This window comes from Gymnodinialimonas sp. 57CJ19 (genome assembly GCF_038396845.1).
In the GTDB taxonomy this organism is placed as follows: domain Bacteria; phylum Pseudomonadota; class Alphaproteobacteria; order Rhodobacterales; family Rhodobacteraceae; genus Gymnodinialimonas.
Window position 1 is genome coordinate 283,668 of sequence record NZ_CP151587.1, and the last position, 18,137, is coordinate 301,804.

Annotated in this window: 14 protein-coding genes; 12 read left to right on the plus strand and 2 right to left on the minus strand. The window is 61.9% G+C overall.

Annotated features, from left to right (window positions below; translation table 11 throughout):
• Positions 1-21 precede the first annotated feature (21 nt).
• Entirely contained in the window at positions 22-831 is an 810-nt protein-coding gene (locus AADW23_RS01435) for an inositol monophosphatase family protein (RefSeq protein WP_341862752.1), read from the plus strand.
• 2 nt (positions 832-833) lie between these two features.
• On the opposite strand, the gene AADW23_RS01440 is transcribed toward AADW23_RS01435, so the two are convergent.
• Positions 834-1,763 (minus strand): XdhC family protein, encoded by a 930-nt coding sequence (locus AADW23_RS01440; RefSeq protein WP_341864368.1) that lies wholly within the window; start codon positions 1,761-1,763, stop codon positions 834-836.
• Positions 1,764-1,938: 175 nt separating this feature from the next.
• On the opposite strand from AADW23_RS01440, the gene AADW23_RS01445 reads away from it, so the two are divergent.
• Entirely contained in the window at positions 1,939-3,192 is a 1,254-nt protein-coding gene (locus AADW23_RS01445; protein WP_341862753.1) for an adenylate/guanylate cyclase domain-containing protein, read from the plus strand.
• Positions 3,193-3,241: 49 nt separating this feature from the next.
• Here AADW23_RS01445 and AADW23_RS01450 read toward each other — a convergent pair whose 3' ends face one another.
• Complete coding sequence (locus AADW23_RS01450; protein ID WP_341862754.1) at positions 3,242-4,726, minus strand: inorganic phosphate transporter; 1,485 nt, start codon at positions 4,724-4,726, stop codon at positions 3,242-3,244.
• 263 nt (positions 4,727-4,989) lie between these two features.
• Here AADW23_RS01450 and AADW23_RS01455 point away from each other — a divergent pair, with 263 nt between their 5' ends.
• The 10 genes from AADW23_RS01455 (at position 4,990) to AADW23_RS01500 (ending at position 18,133) form a co-directional block, all read left to right on the plus strand.
• Entirely contained in the window at positions 4,990-6,528 is a 1,539-nt protein-coding gene (locus tag AADW23_RS01455; RefSeq protein WP_341862755.1) for a DUF4173 domain-containing protein, read from the plus strand.
• A gap of 11 nt (positions 6,529-6,539) precedes the next feature.
• A complete protein-coding gene (locus AADW23_RS01460) occupies positions 6,540-7,229 on the plus strand; it encodes a response regulator (RefSeq protein WP_341862756.1) in 690 nt (229 codons plus the stop codon).
• A complete protein-coding gene (locus AADW23_RS01465) occupies positions 7,217-8,734 on the plus strand; it encodes an ATP-binding protein (protein WP_341862757.1) in 1,518 nt (505 codons plus the stop codon). Before AADW23_RS01460 ends, AADW23_RS01465 begins: the two co-directional genes overlap by 13 nt.
• Positions 8,735-8,794: 60 nt before the next feature.
• Complete coding sequence (locus AADW23_RS01470) at positions 8,795-9,676, plus strand: LysR family transcriptional regulator (protein ID WP_341862758.1); 882 nt, start codon at positions 8,795-8,797, stop codon at positions 9,674-9,676.
• Positions 9,677-9,770: 94 nt separating this feature from the next.
• Positions 9,771-11,873, plus strand: a complete 2,103-nt coding sequence (locus AADW23_RS01475; RefSeq protein ID WP_341862759.1) for a hydantoinase/oxoprolinase family protein — start codon at positions 9,771-9,773, stop codon at positions 11,871-11,873.
• Positions 11,870-13,561 carry a hydantoinase B/oxoprolinase family protein gene (locus AADW23_RS01480; RefSeq protein WP_341862760.1) on the plus strand — a complete coding sequence of 564 codons (1,692 nt, stop codon included), beginning with the start codon at positions 11,870-11,872 and terminating at the stop codon, positions 13,559-13,561. Before AADW23_RS01475 ends, AADW23_RS01480 begins: the two co-directional genes overlap by 4 nt.
• Positions 13,562-13,582: 21 nt before the next feature.
• On the plus strand, positions 13,583-14,284 hold the full coding sequence (locus AADW23_RS01485; protein WP_341864369.1) for an SDR family oxidoreductase: 702 nt from the start codon (positions 13,583-13,585) through the stop codon (positions 14,282-14,284).
• A gap of 262 nt (positions 14,285-14,546) precedes the next feature.
• Entirely contained in the window at positions 14,547-16,115 is a 1,569-nt protein-coding gene (locus tag AADW23_RS01490) for an ABC transporter substrate-binding protein (RefSeq protein WP_341862761.1), read from the plus strand.
• A 125-nt stretch (positions 16,116-16,240) separates the two neighbouring features.
• Positions 16,241-17,197 (plus strand): ABC transporter permease, encoded by a 957-nt coding sequence (locus AADW23_RS01495; RefSeq protein WP_341862762.1) that lies wholly within the window; start codon positions 16,241-16,243, stop codon positions 17,195-17,197.
• 12 nt (positions 17,198-17,209) lie between these two features.
• Positions 17,210-18,133: an ABC transporter permease gene (locus AADW23_RS01500; protein ID WP_341862763.1), complete on the plus strand. Its 924-nt coding sequence runs from the start codon at positions 17,210-17,212 to the stop codon at positions 18,131-18,133.
• The last annotated feature ends 4 nt before the right edge of the window (positions 18,134-18,137 follow it).

Below are 18,137 nucleotides of genomic sequence, written 5' to 3' on the forward strand. Positions count from 1 at the left end.
TCTTGTGCAGTAGGAACCCCCATGACCGATCCCGTTGATGCCCGCGCCGCCCTTGCCTCCGACCTTGCGCGTCGCGCGGGGCAAGTTGCGCTTGAGTATTACCGCAACCGTGACGCGCTGGAGATCGAGACAAAGAACGGCGAGTTGGACCTTGTCACCATCGCGGACCGCGCGGTGGAGGACATGATCCGCGCCGAGATCGCCAGTCAGTTCCCCGACGATGCCATTTTGGGCGAAGAAGGCGGCGCAGCGGGCGGAAGCTCGGGCTACACATGGGTGATTGACCCGATCGACGGCACCGTGCCCTTCCTGATGGGCCTGCCCCATTGGTGCATCGTCATTACCGTGATCGAAGGCGCGCAAACATTGGTGGGCGTGATCGACGTACCGTTGCAAGGTGAACAATTCATGGCCCGTGCGGGACAAGGCTTCACCATCGACGGGGTGAAAAGCACGCTCGACCCGACGCGCCGGATAGATCAGTGCCTTGTGGCCGTCGGTGCATCGGACCGGACCCCGCCTGAACCAGCCGCTGGGATCATTCTTGGGTTGATGCAAGCGGGCGGCATGTTCTACCGCAACGGATCGGGCGCCAACATGCTGGCCTGTGTCGCCGCCGGGCGGCTTGGGGGCTATGTGGAAACGGCGATGAACCCTTGGGACAGTCTTGCGGGTTTGTTGATGATCCAAGAGGCGGGCGGTGTGACCCATCCCTACCCCGCCGATGCGAAACTTGGCCTCTGCATGGGCGCCTCGGCCGGGGTGTGGGACAAGCTGCAAGAAGTCGTCGCGGCGCAATTCGCCGACGGCTTGCCCAAGGCAACCCGCTAGGTTCAGACGCCGCGAATACCCGCTGGCAGGGCCGATACGACCTCGGCAATGGCGGACAGCGCGATCAGCGGCGCTTCGCGCAAGGAGGGCACAAGCCCGATGGGGCCGCGCACCCGGGCAAGGTCCGTGGCGCTCACCCCCAAGGTCGCCAAGCGATCCAATCGTGCGGCGTGGGTGCGCTGGCTGCCCAAACATCCGATGAAGCTTGTGGGCGTCTGAACAGCGGCACGCAGAAGCTCGGGCTCCCAATCATGGTCGTGAAACAGCGTCAGGAAGGCCGAATGCTCATCCAGTTCCGCCATCGGCACCCCTTGCCCCAGAGAGGTAAGATGCACCGGCCGCTGTTCGCAAAGCGCTGCGGTGGCCGCGATATCATCTTCGTCCGGTGACAGCAGGAATATCTGGAAACCGGCCGATTTCCCCACCTCTGCCGTGGCCCGAAACACCGCCCCGCGCCCGGCCAGCACAAGGCGCATCTTGGGCGTGTAGGTGAACGAAATCGCCCCTTCGGACCTCTCAAAACGCAGCGTCGCAGGCTGCCGCGCGACGAGGGTTTCATGGGCAGCGGTCAGCGCCTCGGTATCCGGGGCGGGGTCAATCAACACCTCTAACGCGCCACCGCAGGGCAGTTTCAGATCCAGAAATTGCGAGCCATTGCCGTACCGCACCACGCGCTTCGTACCGCTTTGCAACGCTTCGGTTGCGTGGAACTGGATATCCTTGTCGATACAGCCGTTCGACAGATATCCGACCATTGCCCCGCTATCGTCCACCAGCGCCAAAGAGCCTACTTCCCGCGCCGCACCGCCTTCAATCGCAACCGAGGTAATCAACGCGAAACCTCGGCCCTGCGCGATCAAGCCTGTTGCATGGGCAAGCACATCACTGGGATGCTCTACATAGGCGATGTTTTCCGACACTTGCTTCCTCATCAACACGTTGGGTCGCTTTCACGGCGCTGAGGCCAGTCAAACGACCGTATCAGCCCCACCGCCGTTGTCGAGGCGAAGCGGCGTGGCAAAAAGAGCTTGGCCGCGTGGCCCCGTTGCCTATCCTACCCGCAAAGGCATGCGCTTTGTTGGCCAGCCTTTTCGGGGAGTGTTCGGGATGCCATCACGGATCTATCTGGGGAACTGGCGGCTGCCCGATTGGGCGCTTTGGTATGTCAGCTATGGCACGGCGGGCCTGACAGGGCCGGAATTGCGCCAGCGGCGCACGCTCAACGTCATTTCGGCGCTTATTCCCCTGTCGGGCAGCTCCTATGCCTCTCTCTATTTGACGGTGGATGCACAGGGGCTGTGGCCTGCGGCGCTTGCGGTGTCGCTGTTTGGCCTGTTTCTACTTTGGCCGATGATTGCAGCGCGCAACATGCTGGCCGCCTGGATATTCGGGGCAAGCGTTGCCGTGATTGTGCAAGCCATACTGGTGTGGCTGTTGGGAAAAGGGTCAGGCCTGCACCTGTATTTCCTCAGCATCCCTGTCATCGCCATCGTATGCTTTGGCACGCAACGCATCGGCATGTTGATCGGCCTTGTCCTGCTGTGCGCAACGGCCATGGTCTATTCTGAAATGGCCCTGCTGGCGCCGGCTTCCTTCATCCGCGTGGGGGATGGGTTGCTGTCCTTCCTGCAAGTCAGCGCCTTCGTGGTGGTGACCTGTTTCGCCACGCTTGGGGTTTATGTGGGCTTCTTGCATGCCGACAAGGCCGAGCGATCGTTGGAGGCGGAATATGCCCGCTCGGAAGACCTGCTCTATAGTCTTCTGCCCCGCCAAATCGCTACGCGTCTCAAAGCCGCCCCCCATGCCACGATTGCCGATAGCCTGCCCAATGTGGCTATCGTGTTTGCGGATATCGCCAATTTCACCCCCCTCTCGATCCGGCTGGACCCGCAAGAGGTAGTGGAACTGCTCAACAGCGTTTTCACGGACTTCGATGCGCTGGCCGACCGCCACAAGGTGGAGAAGATCAAAACCATCGGCGATGCCTATATGGTGGCCGCTGGCATGCCTAATTCCGTAGGCGACCCGGCCCATCGTGCCGCTGATATGGCCCTTGATATGTTGCAGGTCGCCAAGGCGTCGTCCACGATCTTGCCTGAGGGCTTCGAGATCAGAATCGGCCTGCATGTGGGCCCGGTCGTGGCGGGCGTCATTGGCAACCGCAAGCTGTTCTATGATGTCTGGGGAGAGACCGTGAACACCGCCAGCCGTATGGAAAGCTACAGCGCACCGGGGCGCGTTCTGGTGACCCCCGCCGCCCACGCGCAACTAAGCGAGGATTTCGTGTTCGAGCCGCGAGGAGAGATCGATGTGAAGGGTATCGGCCTGATCGAGACGTGGTGGCTCACGGCCCGCGCCTAAGGTAATCTGGGGGCAAGCGCCGAATGAGCGGCGCTTGCCCCAAGGGGACTTAGCCCATAACGGTCGAGATCAGGAAGAAGATGATCGCAGACAAGACCGCTGCGGCGGGCACTGTGATGACCCATGCGGCGATGATCGTCATGAAATGCGACCGCCGGACCAACTTGCGGCGACGGCGTTCCTCTGGCGCATATTGGGTGCGGTCAGGCATGGCGAGGCGGGCGTTCTTGATCCGCCGCTCGGCGTCCCATTCGCGGAAGAAGCCAACCCCGAAAACAGCCCCCACCGCGATGTGGGTGGAACTGACAGGCAAGCCCAACCAGCTTGCAACGATCACGGTGATTGCCGCCGACAACGCCACGCAATAGGCCCGCATCGGGTTCAGCTTGGTGATCTGACCGCCGACCATGCGGATCAGCTTGGGGCCGAACAGGAACAGGCCGAAGGAAATCCCGAACGCGCCAATAACCATGACCCAGAAAGGGATCGAAACGGCCTGGGTAAAGTCACCCGATTGCGATGCCTGTACAATGGCGGCCAAGGGGCCGACGGCATTGGCCACATCATTTGCGCCGTGGGCGAAGCTGAGCAGCGCGGCAGAGACAACCAGAGGGATACCAAACAACACTTTCAGGGACTTGTTGCGGTTCTCCAAGCCCTCGGATTGCTTGCGGATCACGGGGATCATCACCAACCAGACCACGACGCCAATTGCCGCGCCAATCATCAGCGCCGTGGGCATATCAATCGGCAAAATCTTCTTCAGGCCCTTCAGCGCCAGATAGGCCGCGAAAGTGCCCGCCATGATGCCCACCAGCACAGGCACCCAAACGCGGGCCGAGGCGATTTTGTCTTCACGGTAGATGATGCGTGACTTAATCAAGGCCAGGAACAAGGCCGCCACAGCGCCGCCCAAAACCGGAGAGATCACCCAGCTGGCTGCAATCGCGCCCATCGTGGGCCAATTGACCGCCGCAAAGCCTGCCGCTGCAATGCCCGCGCCCATCACGCCACCCACGACCGAATGGGTCGTGGAAACCGGCGCACCGACCCAAGTGGCAAGGTTCACCCAAAGGGCCGCGGCCAACAGGGCCGCCATCATCGCCCATATAAAAACGGCGGCGGTGCCCATGCTTTCTGGCGCAATAATGCCTTTGGCGATGGTAGAGACAACGTCTCCGCCCGCGATCAACGCGCCGGCGCTCTCAAAAATCACCGCAATCGCGATGGCACCGCCCATGGAAAGCGCGTTTGCGCCCACGGCGGGGCCCATGTTATTGGCGACGTCATTGGCGCCAATATTCAACGCCATGTAAGCGCCAAGGCAGGCCGCCATGACCACAATCAACGTATTGTTGGCTTGCCCGAAAAACAGCATCGCGCCCAAACCGGCCAACAACACGAAGACCAAGGAGACCCCAGTCCCCACCATTGGTCGTGCAACCATGTTTGTGGCGTTCTCCAGATACGAGAATCGCGCGAGGTCGCGGTCGAGCGTCTCCAAGTGACGCGGATCGCCTTGTTGTTGAGTCATACTGGCCCCCTATTTTCGTGCGCTGTTACCGCTGACACGCTAACTAAATCAACGATTCCGTGACGGTCGTTAACGAACGCTTCTTCATGTTGCGAAACCGTGACCTTTTCAACGCGCCTCTCGCCGTACCGCAAGCGGCGCGGTCGGTCCTTGCACAAACTCTGCACAAAACGCCCCCGCAGACTGCACAGCTAGGGCGGCTCATTTGCAAACCAAGCGGTCACATCTGGCGTCGGAAAACACACCCGATGAGGAGAGATTTCATGGACGCGCAACTGGTGATCTGCGGCCTGCCGGAACGGCTCGCAAAAGACGCGTGGTGGTTTCTGGACGAGGTCCACCAAGCCCCTCAGACAAGCGAAAAGACGGCGACCGCGAACACCGTCGCGCCGCAGGGGGGCCTATTCCTGACAGGCCGCATGTCGCCCAAGGCAATCGGCGCATTGGTGGTGATGATTCTTCTGGCGGATCAACTGTTCTGGCAGACCGAGCTTGGCATATCCGTCGCGCTATACACCTTGGCGTTGGCCGCCTGCATGTTGGCATTGAAGCCCGGCGGGGTGACCCGGAAAGAGGCGGGATTAGCGATGGCCTTTGTGGCGGTTTGCGTCCTTCCGGTGGTGGAAATGCTGCAACCGCTTTCGCTGCTGTTTTGCGCAGTGGCGATCATTGGCGTGCTGGGGTGGATCGCCACGGGCACTTACCCAAAGGTGTTGCAAACCACCAAGATGCTGATCGAGGTTTGGTTCATCGGACCTTTTCTCCTCCCGATCGAGGCCGCGTCAGACATAAGGGCTAACACCTCTCGCTTTGACGCAAAGGCCGCGCTGCGCGCCACGGCGCTGCCCCTTGTCATCGGCGGCTTGTTTCTGATCCTGTTTGCCAGCGCCAACCCTTTGGTGGAGGCCGGATTGGACCGCGTAACCTCCTTCCATCTGCTTTCCTCTGACCAGATCTCCAGGGTTGTGTTCTGGGTCATCGGGGCTTGCTTGCTGTGGCCCTACCTGACCGCGTCGGGCCGGTTCACGGCGCTCACCCATAAGCCCACGGCAATTGCCTTGCCCCTGACCGGATTGGTTAACGCGGGCTCTGTGCGGACCTCATTGATCCTGTTCAACGTGATGTTTGCGGTACAGACATTCTCGGATATCGGCGTGCTGTCGGGCGGCATGACCCTGCCCGACGGGATGAGCTACGCCAGCTACGCCCACCGAGGCGCCTACCCCTTGCTGATAACCGCGTTGCTGTCGGGAGCATTCGCCATAGCGATCCGGCCTTTGGTGGCGCAAAGTGCATTGCTACGCGGGCTGATGTACCTTTGGCTGGGGCAAACCCTGTTTCTGGTGCTAACGGCCGCCCTCCGCCTTAGCCTATATGTCGAGGCCTATACGCTTACCTACCTGCGGGTCGCGGCGTTCATCTGGATGGGGCTGATTTTCGTCGGCATCGTTCTCATCATCGTGCAGATGGCGCAGGCGCGCCCGACCGCTTGGCTGATGCGCGGCAACGGCGTCGCCGTGGCGGCCACGCTTTATGCCTGCTGCTTCATCAACTTCGCCTACCTGATTACCGATTATAACATGTCCCACACCGCACCCGAGCAGCTCGATCTGGAATACCTGTGTAATCTTGGCGAACAGGTGATTCCCGCAATGATGGATTTCGGCGAGATCACCGACAACACCGCTTGCGGGCGGGGCGGTTTGCCTGCCCTGCGGTTCGATCCGATTACGGATTGGCAGGAATGGGGCTTTCGCCGTTGGCGTTTGCAACGCTACCTTGAAACCTACCACGATCTTTGAAGGCCTGCCCGATGCCCACGCAAATCCTGATTATCGACGATGATCCCAACATCAAGGACGTCATCGGCTTCGCGGTAGAGGCGGCCGGTTTCTCGCCCTCCTATGCCAGCGACGGGGCCGAGGGGTTGGCCAAGGCGCAAAGCGGCGCGTTTGATCTTGTGGTGCTCGACATCGGCTTGCCCGAGATGGACGGGCTGGAAGTCTGCAAAGCCCTGCGCCGCACGTCCGAGGTTCCAATCCTGTTCCTGACCGCCCGCGACGATGAGATTGATCGCGTCTTGGGAATGGAAATTGGCGGCGACGACTACGTTACCAAACCCTTCAGCCCGCGCGAATTGGTGGCCCGGATCAAGGCCATCCTGAAACGCACAGCGCGGGTCGCCCCTGCGGCCGTGGCCCCCCTCACAAGGGGGGCGCTGACGTTGGACGCGGAACGGCACCAAAGCCGGATAGCGGGGCAAGATGTGCCCCTGACGACCTCGGAATTCGCGCTTCTGACGGCCCTGATGCGGCGGCCCGATCATGTGGTGTCGCGCGCGCAACTGGTGGATGAGGTCTACGGCGCGAATATCCACGTCTCAGATCGCACGATTGACAGCCACATCCGCAACCTTCGCGCCAAGCTGAAAGAGGCCGGGCTGCCCGATGCCATAACCACGGTCCACGGCGTCGGGCTGCGGATGGGCCCATGCACCCTGTAAGGCGCAAATGGCGGCCTGGTCTGGGGCTTGTAATCCTTGCGGTGCTGGCCTTGGTCCTGTGCTTGCCCATCGCAGGCCTGTTCCTGTTCCGCTTTTACGCCAACCAATTGGTGCAACAGACCGAGGAAAGCCTGTTGATGCAGGCCGCTGTCCTGACCGCCGCCTATGAACAGCTGTACCGCGATGCTGCCGACGTAACGGACACGCCGCAGCTTCCTGCGATCTCTCCTCGGACGCGCAGCTATCAACCGCTGTTCCCCTCGGTCACCATGAACCCTCAGGCGATCCTGCCCCCGCGACCCGATCCCCTGCCCGCGTCAGAGGCCATCGACGCGGCCTATACCCAGATCGGGCCGCAGCTGTCGCGGATCGCCCTGCGCGCACAAGAGCAGACCCTGGCAGGCTACCGCTTCCTGGACCGTCACGGCACGGTCATTGCGGGCAGTGCCGAGGATGGCACCTATCTGGGTCATGTGAACGAGGTCGCCATGGCCCTCAACGGCGATGTCGCCTCGGTCGCGCGCACACGGGTCCGGCCAATGGGGGAGCCGTTACTCTATCGGCTGTCCCAAGGCACAAGGGTCCGCATCTTCGTGGCCATGCCCGCGATGGTGGGCGACGACATCATCGGCGTTGTCTACCTCAGCCGCACCCCCAACCACATCTTCCACTTTCTATACGGGGAACGGTGGAACCTGCTGCAAGCTGCCGCTTTCGTGTTGCTGTCCACCGGGGCCATCGGCTTCGTTTTCTGGCGTTTCGTATCACAACCGATCCGGGCGCTGATCCGGCGCACCGACGAGATGCAACCGGCCTCCAGATGGGAACCGTTAGAGCACTACGGCACCCGAGAGGTGGAGACATTGGCCCGTAGCTTCCAAGCCCTGACCGAACGGTTGGACCACCAGCGCGATACGCTGACCACTTACACCGCGCACGTCAGCCATGAGATGAAGACGCCCCTCACATCCATCAAGGGCGCGGCAGAGTTGATGCAAGACGATATGCCGCCCGAGGCTCGCGCCCGGTTCATGAACAACATCCGCGCCGACGCCACGCGGATTGAGGACTTGCTGGCTAGGATGCGTGACTATTCCGCCGTGGGAGCCGAGGCCATGCACGGCGAATGCGTGGTCCGCGATGTGGTGCCATCGGTTCCGGAGCTGGCGGTGTCAGTCACGCCGGATCAGGCAAAGGCCCCCATCCCCGGCCACATGCTGGCCATGGTCCTGACCCACCTGCTCGAAAACGCCGCCGATCACGGCGCGACGTCCGTGCAGATCGAGGCCGACCCCAGTGGGCTGACAATCACCGACAACGGCCGAGGTATCAGCGAAGGCAACCGCGCCCGCGTGTTCGAGCCGTTCTTCACGACCCGTCGGGGCGCGGGCGGCACCGGGATGGGCCTGAATATCGTGCGCTCTGCTGTGGAAGCGACGGGCGGGGCCATCACGCTAGAGCCTTCACCCAAGGGCGCCCGGTTTCGGATCACTTTCGCGGCGTAGACTCTGACGGTTGGTCTGCGTATCGGTGTAGGATCATGTTTTCTTATCGGATCACGCCCTATGATAAAAAGCCAGATCACCCTGAAGCAGCTAGAGGCATTTATCAGCGTTGTGGATATGGGCACGTTTCGGAAGGCCGCCGATGTCTTGGGGACGACGCAGCCCAATATCTCGACCCGGATCGCGGCGCTAGAAACGACATTGGGAACCGTGTTGATGCACCGCGATGCCGGCTCTGTCCGGCTGACCGAGAAGGGCGCGACCTTGTTGGAGGCCGCGCGAAAGGTGCTTTTGGCGGGCGAGGACTTCCTTGCCATTGCGGGGCGTCAGGACCTCATCGACGATCGCCTCCGCCTTGGGGTGACCGAACTTGTCGCCTGCACCTGGCTGCATGATTTCCTGCGTGCCTTTCAGCGGCTCTACCCCCATGTACGGGTAGAGCTGGACGTGAACCTGTCGGTCGAGATCGAGAAAGACCTTGCCGCCAACCAGTTGGACCTTGCCCTGCAAACCGGGCCGTTCAAGCGCAAAATGGCGGGGACATTGCCCCTTGGTCATGCGCCCTACTGTTGGGTTGTGGCCCCGTCGCTTCCTGTGCCGACCCGGTTTGCCGATCTTTTTGACGGCCCGGTTATCAGCCACGGTCGCGACACGCGCGCTTCAGCGGGGCTGGCGGAACACGCCCGCGCTCAAGGAGTGGCTGTGAACCAGATCGTTCATTCCAGCAGCCTGACGTCTTGCGTGGCCATGGCGGTGGACGGCATGGGGCCCGCCTTGCTGCCCAAAGCGATGGCGGCCGAGGATATCGCCGCCGGTCGGTTGCAAGAGTTCACCTGTGGCTGGCTGCCAGAGACGCTGGCGCTTTTTGCCCGCTTTGATCCCAAGCGCACGCCGCTTTTCGTTCGCGCTGCTGCCGAGTTGGCTGTGAGCCTGACAGAATAGATTTTTCTTATCACCCTGTACGATTCAATTGATTGGACCTCTCCTTTCCTATGTCGTTCTATGGCGCTGACCCCCATCGTCCAAGGACCAGCCCATGACCTCTCCCGCCTCTTTCCGCCTCGGTGTTGATATCGGCGGCACGTTCACCGATGTCGTTCTGGAAGGCGCAGGCACGCAGTTTTCGACCAAGGTGCTGACGACCTACGCCGCGCCTGAAAATGCGATCATCGACGGCATGGGGCAGGTCTGCGCCAAGGCGGGCATCACGCCCGGGCAGATCACCCAGATCATCCATGGCACCACGCTGGCGACGAATGCCTTGATCGAGCGGCGCGGCGCGAAGACGGCGCTGATCACGACGGAAGGCTTCCGCGATGTGATCGAGATGCGCACCGAGTCTCGGTTCGAGCAGTACGACCTGAACCTGTCCCTGCCCGAGCCGCTGTTGCCGCGTCAGATGCGCTTTACCGTGGCGGAGCGGGTGAATTCCAAGGGCGAGGTGATGATTGATCTTGATCTGGATGAGGTCCGCGCGGTGGCCGAGCGGATCAGGGAGGCAGGCTTCGAGAGTGTCGCCGTGGGGCTGATCCACTCCTACCTCAACCCCGATCACGAACGGGTCGTGCGCGATGTGCTGGCGGAGGTGGTGCCCGAGGTGTCGGTGTCCCTGTCCTCTGAAGTCTCGCCCCAGATGCGCGAGTATGAGCGGTTCAACACCGTCGTGGCAAACGCCTACATCAAGCCGCTGATGGCCAGTTACCTGGGCCGGTTGGAGGACCGTTTGGCGCAAGAGGGCGTGACCTGCCGCATCTTCCTGATGCATTCGGGCGGCGGGATCATCTCGATCCAGAACGCCGCGGATTTTCCGGTCCGTCTGGTGGAGTCGGGGCCCGCCGGCGGTGCCGTCTTCGCGGCCCATATCGCGGCGCGCTACGGGTTGGACAAGGTGCTGTCGTTCGACATGGGCGGGACCACGGCAAAGATTTGCCTGATCAAGAACCAGACGCCCAAGACGTCTCGGGTGTTCGAGGTGGCGCGGACCTATCGGTTCAAGAAGGGCTCCGGCATGCCGATCTCGATCCCCGTCATTGATATGGTGGAGATCGGGGCGGGCGGAGGCTCCCTCGCCCATGTGGACGCGATGCGGCAGATCCGCGTGGGGCCGGAGAGTGCGGGGTCCGAGCCGGGGCCTGCGTGTTATGGGCGCGGCGGCAAGCGGCCTGCGGTGACGGATGCCGATCTGGTGCTCGGCAAGCTGGACCCGGACAATTTCGCCGGGGGCTCCATTGTCCTTGACGCGGCCGCCTCCTCTTCCGTCCTGTCGGACGTCATCGCAGCTACGCTGGACATGGACGCCACGGAGGCCGCCTTCGGCGTGGCAGAGGTTGTGGACGAGAACATGGCCAATGCGGCGCGGGTTCATGCGGTGGAGAATGGCGAGGACCTATCGGAATACACGATGATCGCCTTCGGCGGCGCGGCGCCGCTGCATGCGGGGCGGCTGTGCGAGAAGCTTGGCATCGAGCGCTGCCTTGTGCCGCCGGGCGCCGGCGTGGGCAGTGCCATCGGGTTCCTGCGCGCGCCCTTCAGCTTCGAGGCCAACCGCTCGGTCTACATGAAGCTGTCGGACTTCGCGCCGGACGTAATCAAGGCACTGTTGGAAGAATTGCAGCGAGAGGCCACGGGTTTCGTGCGCACCTGCGACGCGGACGCGCCGATCAATAGCGAATTCAAGGTCTACATGCGTTACACCGGGCAAGGCTGGGAGATCCCCATCGACCTGTCCGAGGCGCAAGCCATGGCTCCCGATGCGGCCACGTTTGAGGCCCGCTTTGAAGAGGAGTACGCCAAGCTGTTCGGGCGCACCGTGGCGGGCATGGATATCGAGATCACCGTCTGGTCCGTGAACGCCACCACCCCGCCCGAGGACGTGGCGCGGAACGACGCCTTCGACATTACTGGAGCCGCCGACGCCCAGGGCACCCGCCGCCTGTTCGACCCGGCGCAGGGAGCATTTCAGGATGCATCGGTCGTCGCGCGCGGCACCATGCAGACGGGCCAGATCGCCCAGGGCCCCGCCGCCATCGTGGAGGATGAGACAACAATCATCGTCCCCGCCAGCCGTGATGCGCTGAGGTCCAGCGACGGCTGCATCGACGTGATGACCAAACCCGTGACCACCGGAGACGCCCAATGACTCAAGCTTCAACAGTCGCCTATCAGGTCATGTGGAACCGCTTGATCTCCATCGTGGAAGAACAGGCGCAGGCTCTGGTGCGTACGGCGTTCTCCACTTCGGTACGCGAGGCGGGAGACCTGTCCGCCGGGGTCTATGACACCCAAGGGCGCATGCTCGCCCAAGCCGTCACCGGTACCCCCGGTCACGTCAACGCCATGGCCGATGCCGTGCCGCATTTCATTCGCCGCATCGGGCGCGAGACCATGGCCGAGGGTGATGTCTACATCACCAATGACCCCTGGGAAGGCACCGGCCACCTGCATGACATCACCATGGTCACGCCGTCCTTCAAAGGCGGCGCGCTGGTGGGTTTTTTCGCCTGCACCGCCCACGTGGTGGATATCGGCGGGCGCGGTTTCGGCGCCGATGCGCACAGCGTCTACGAGGAGGGCCTGTACCTGCCGATCATGCGGTTTGCTTCGGCGGGTGAGGTCGACAAGACGCTGGTCCAGATCGTGCGCGGCAATGTGCGGGAGCCCGATCAACTGATCGGCGACATGTACGCGCTGGCCACCTGTAACGAGATCGGCCACCGCCGGTTGATCGACATGATGGAAGAGTTCGCGCTGGATGATCTAGATGGCATTGCGGCGTTCGTCCTCGACAACTCCCGCCGCGCCACGCTGGAGCGGATCAACGCCCTGCCCCGCATGGCGGCAGACGGAGAGATGACGATGGACGGCTTCGACGTGCCGATCACGCTGAAGGCCCGCGTGTCGGTGGAACAGGACCGGATCGTCACGGACTTCACGGGCACGAGCGGCGTCGACAAGAAGGGAATCAACTGTCCGATGGTCTACACCAAGGCCTATGCATGCTATGCGCTGAAGGTCGCCATCGCGCCGGAAATTCCCAACAACGCGGCCTCGTTGGCACCGTTCGAGGTGACCGCCCCTGAGGGTACCATCGTTAACGCCGTCCACCCCGCCCCGGTCGCGTTGCGGCACATCGTGGGACATTTCGTGCCCGATGTGGTTTTCGACGCCTTCGACAAGATCGTGCCCGGGTTGGTTCCGGCGGAAGGTGCGGGATGTCTGTGCAACTTCCAGATGTCGGTGCGGCCCACGGCGCCGGGGGGGCGGCGCGCGGAAGTGCTGACGTTCAACTCTGGCGGTTCTGGCGCGCGCCCCGAGGTGGATGGGCTGAACGCCACCGCCTTCCCCTCTGGCGTGATGACAATGCCGATCGAGGCTACGGAACACGCAGGCCCGGTGATCATCTGGCGCAAGGAATTGCGGCCCGGCTCGGGCGGTGCGGGCAAGACCCGTGGCGGCCTTGGGCAATACATGGACGTCAGCGCCATGCCGGGCCACGAGATGGACCTTCAAGCCATGTTCGACCGGGGCGACCACCCCGCACGCGGGCGGCGCGGCGGCAAGCAGGGTGCGCCCACAAGGATTGTGCAGGACGACGGCACCAAAATGCGCGTGAAAGGCAAGCAATTCGTGGCTGAGGGGCGTCGCGTGGAAATGGCCTTCCCCGGCGGCGCAGGCTACGGCGAAGCAGCGGATCGTGACCCGGCGCTGGTCAAACGCGACCTCGCACGCGGCTACATCAGCGCGGAAGAAGCGGCGCAGGACTATGGCCTGTCAGCCGACGATATCGCCGCTGTAGCCGCTGCTGTGGCCCGTGGCGAAGATATCTGAACTCTCAACAGGACAACCATCATCACAAAAGTTGCATTGATCACCGCAGGCGGCAGCGGCATGGGCGCGGACAGTGCAGGAGCCCTGGCTGCTGACGGCTTCAAGGTCGGCATCCTTTCGTCCTCTGGCAAGGGGGAGGCCCTGGCCAAGGAATTGGGCGGCGTCGGTGTCACCGGCTCCAACAAATCCGAGGATGATTTGCAGGCCCTCGTCGATGCGGCAATGACCCAGCGGGGCCGCGTCGATGTGTTGGTGAATTCTGCCGGTCACGGTCCCCGCGCCCCGGTGCTGGAACTGACGGATGATGACTGGCACGAGGGGATGGAGGTCTATTTCCTCAACGCGGTGCGGCCTACGCGTCTTGTGACACCGATCATGCAAAAGCAGGGTGGCGGCGCGATCATCAACATCTCCACCTTCGCCGCATTCGAGCCGAACGCCGTGTTCCCGACCTCGGGCGTCATGCGGGCGGGCCTTGCTGCGTTCTCCAAGCTGTTCGCAGACAAATACGCGGCCGAGAACATCCGGATGAACAACGTCCTGCCCGGCTTCATTGACAGCCTGCCTGAGAAAGAGGAGTTCCGCACGATGATCCCCATGGGGCGCTACGGCAACTCTTTGGGCGAGATTGCCAGTGTCGTAGCCTTCCTTGCCTCGGACGGCGGGGCTTATATTACTGGGCAAAACATCCGTGTGGATGGGGGCATTACCCGTTCCGTCTGATGTTGGACACAGGTTGTCGGGGTCGGCCGAGCGGGCCTAGAGCGCTGGGAGAAACGGGCCTTACGAGGAACGATTTGCGCCTAGTGAAAACCATTTGGGCGGCCCCAAACCACTGCCGAAAAGGGCCCGTTCCAGCGGTGGCCTACGGTCATTGTGTCCTTGGCTGTTGCATATGAAGCTTGAAGCACAGACAATCACGCACAGAATGACCTGACAAACAGGCCGGGGAAACCGGCCAGACGTCACAACAGTGGAGACTACTATGACCAAGTTCAACCGACCCGGTGGCGTGAGCCGTCGGACAATGCTTCAGGGTACCGCCGCCGTCGGCACCGCCGCGCTGATTACCCCTTGGGGCGCCCCTTTGCGCGCGCAAGCTGTTCGCGGTGGTACGCTGCGGATCGGTATGGCCCATGGCTCTACCACTGACTCGCTTGATCCGGGCACATGGGAAAACGACTTCACGATCTTGCAGGGCCATACCCGCAACAACTACCTGACCGAGATCGCGGCTGACGGCTCCTTGGTGCCGGAATTGGCAGAAAGCTGGGAAGCATCCGCCGACGCGGCCACCTGGACCTTCCGTCTGCGCGAAAACGTGGCATTCCATTCCGGTCACATCATGACCGCCCAAGACGTGATTGCGTCGATCAACTATCACCGTGGCGAAGATTCGACCTCGGCTGCTGCGCCGATTGTTGCGCCGATTACAGACATTGTCGCCGAAGGCATGACCGTGACCTTCACGCTGGATTCGGGCAACGCCGACTTCCCCTTCGTGTTGTCAGACTATCACCTGCCGATCCTGCCCGCCGTGAACGATGGCGCGATTGATCCGATGACAACCGACGGTTGTGGTCCTTACGTTCTCAATGACCTCGAATTCGGTGTGTCGGCCAGCTACACGCGCCATGATGGTTACTGGAAGACAGATCGCGCGCACTTCGACGCGATCGAGCAGATCGTGATCCACGACAACGCCGCGCGCCAGAATGCCCTGATCTCGGGCGAGGTTGATTACATCGACACCGCCGACCTGAACACGGTACATCTGCTGGAGCGCGCACCGGGGATCGAGATTCTGTCGGTTGCAGGCACGCAGCACTATGGCTTGCCCATGGACACACGGGCCGAGCCCTTCAACAACAACGACATCCGCATGGCGCTGAAATTCGCCATTGATCGTCAGCAGTTGGTGGACACGATCCTGAACGGCTACGGCGAGATCGGTAACGACCATCCAATCGGTTCGGGCCAGCAGTTCTACAACGCCGACCTGGAGCAGCACAGCTACGACCCCGACCGCGCGCGCTTCCACCTGCGTGAGGCGGGCATGGAAAGCCTTGACGTGCAAATCCACCTTGCCGACGCCGCCTTCGCGGGCGCATTGGATGCGGGCGTTCTGTTCGCGGAATCTGCGGCAGCCGCAGGTATCAACCTTGAAGTCGTGCGCGAGCCCGATGATGGGTATTGGTCCAACGTTTGGATGCAGAAGCCCTTTGCCGGCACCTATTGGAGCGGGCGTCCGACGGAAGACCTCATGTTCTCCACCGCCTATTCCGAGGGTGCAGCATGGAACGAGACCTATTGGTCCCATGAGCGTTTCAATGAACTGCTGAACACGGCCCGGTCTGAACTGAATCAAGACCTGCGCCGTGAGATGTACTACGAGATGCAGGACATCTGCGCCAACCAAGGTGGGGCGCTTATCCCGATGTTCGCCTCTTACGTCGGTGCCCATACCGATGCGCTGGTGCGTCCAGACGCCATCGCCGCCAACTGGCGCAACGATGGCCAGCGGATCGCAGAACGCTGGTCCTTCGCGTCGTGATCTGAAACGCCCCCGGTCAGACTTCTGGCCGGGGGTTCTTCGTTCTACTTTGTCCGCGCCACGTCCGTTCCACCCGGAACCAAAAACAGCAAAAATAGGGCAAATGCCCGCCCCGAAGGGACCCCATGTCACATATCTTGACGATGATCGCACAGCGACTGGCCCTTGGCCTTGTCACGCTGTTCGTCGTGTCATTGATTATCTTCCTAGGCACCGAGCTTTTGCCCGGTGACTTCGCGCAAGAGATCCTTGGCCAATCCGCCACCCCCGAAACCGTCGCTGCCTTGCGGGATCAGTTGGGCCTGAACGACCCGATGCACGTCCGCTACGCGGCGTGGTTGGGAGACGTGTTGCAAGGGGATTTGGGCCAAAGCCTTGCGAATGGGCAATCGGTGTCTGAACTGATCGGGCGGCGGTTGAACTGGACCTTGTCACTGGCGTTGTATGCAGCCGTCATCGCGGTGCCTTTGTCGCTGACTCTGGGCATTCTGGCGGCGCTGTTTCGGAACTCTTTCTTTGACCGCTTCGCCAATGCGTCGGCCCTGACGTCCATCTCGTTCCCGGAATTCTTTGTGGCTTATATCCTGATCTTCTACCTTGCAGGCGCAGGCGGGCCGTTCCCGTCCATCTCGTCGATGCGCGGAGAGGTGGCCTTTGGCGAATACCTGCACCGCGCCTTCCTGCCGGCCCTGACCCTGACGCTGGTCGTTACCGCCCATATGATGCGGATGACACGGGCCGCGATCATCAATCTGCTGGCCAGCCCCTATATCGAGATGGCCCGCCTGAAGGGCATGTCGCCGATGCGCGTGATCGTGAAACACGCGCTGCCCAATGCGCTGGCCCCGATCATCAACGTGGTGGCCCTGAACCTTGCATATCTGATTACTGGCGTTGTCGTGGTCGAGGTCGTGTTCGTCTACCCCGGCCTCGGGCAGTTGATGGTCGATAGCGTGTCCGCCCGTGACATGCCCGTCGTGCAAGGGATCGCCCTTGTCTTTGCGGCAGCTTACGTGCTGCTGAACCTTACCGCGGATGTGTTGGCAACCTTGTCCAACCCCCGTCTTGTGCATCGTCGCTGAGGGGGATCGGACATGGCATTTTTTATGGGTCTTGTTTGGTTGGTCGTGGCCATTGCTGTCGCAATGGGCCTCGGACTGCTTTTCCGCCAAGGCGTCATCGCCGTCGCCCCGAAGGGCGTCGCGAAAGAGCTGCGCACCGCGCCAATGACGGCGAGTTTCGGGATGATGATGATCGTGATCTACGTGGTCGTCGCCGTCCTGGCCCCCGTGATCGCGCCGTTTGGAGAAACCGAGATCGTGGGCCGCGAGTATTCCGCCTGGAACGATGAAAATATCCTCGGTACGGACAATCTGGGCCGCGACATGCTTTCCCGCATGATCTATGCGGCCCGTAACACCGTGGGCATCGCCTTTGTCACCACGGCGCTGGCGTTCATCGTAGGTTCAATCCTCGGGCTTCTGGCAGCAATCGTTGGCGGCTGGCTGGACCAGCTTCTGTCGCGCACCGTGGATGTGTTGATGGCGATCCCGTCGCTGATTTTCGCGCTGCTGTTGCTGACCATTGTGGGCACGTCGATCATCAACATGATCATCATCATCGCCCTGATTGACAGCACCCGTGTGTTCCGTTTGGCGCGGGCCGTGGCAATGAACATCGTCGTCATGGATTACGTCGAGGCCGCAAGGCTCCGCGGCGAAGGGCTGTGGCGGTTGATCATAAGGGAAATCCTGCCCAATGCCATGGCGCCCTTGGTGGCCGAATTTGGCCTGCGCTTCTGCTTTGTGTTCCTCATGATTTCGGCCCTGTCGTTCCTTGGCCTTGGGATGCCGCCCTCGACCGCCGATTGGGGCTCGATGGTGAAAGACAACGCCACGCTCATCACATTTGGGGACATCACGCCGCTACTGCCTGCGGGGGCCATCGCGCTGCTGACGGTCAGCGTGAACTTTGTCGTTGATTGGCAGCTTCACCGCGCCTCTGGTTTGAAGGAATAATCTG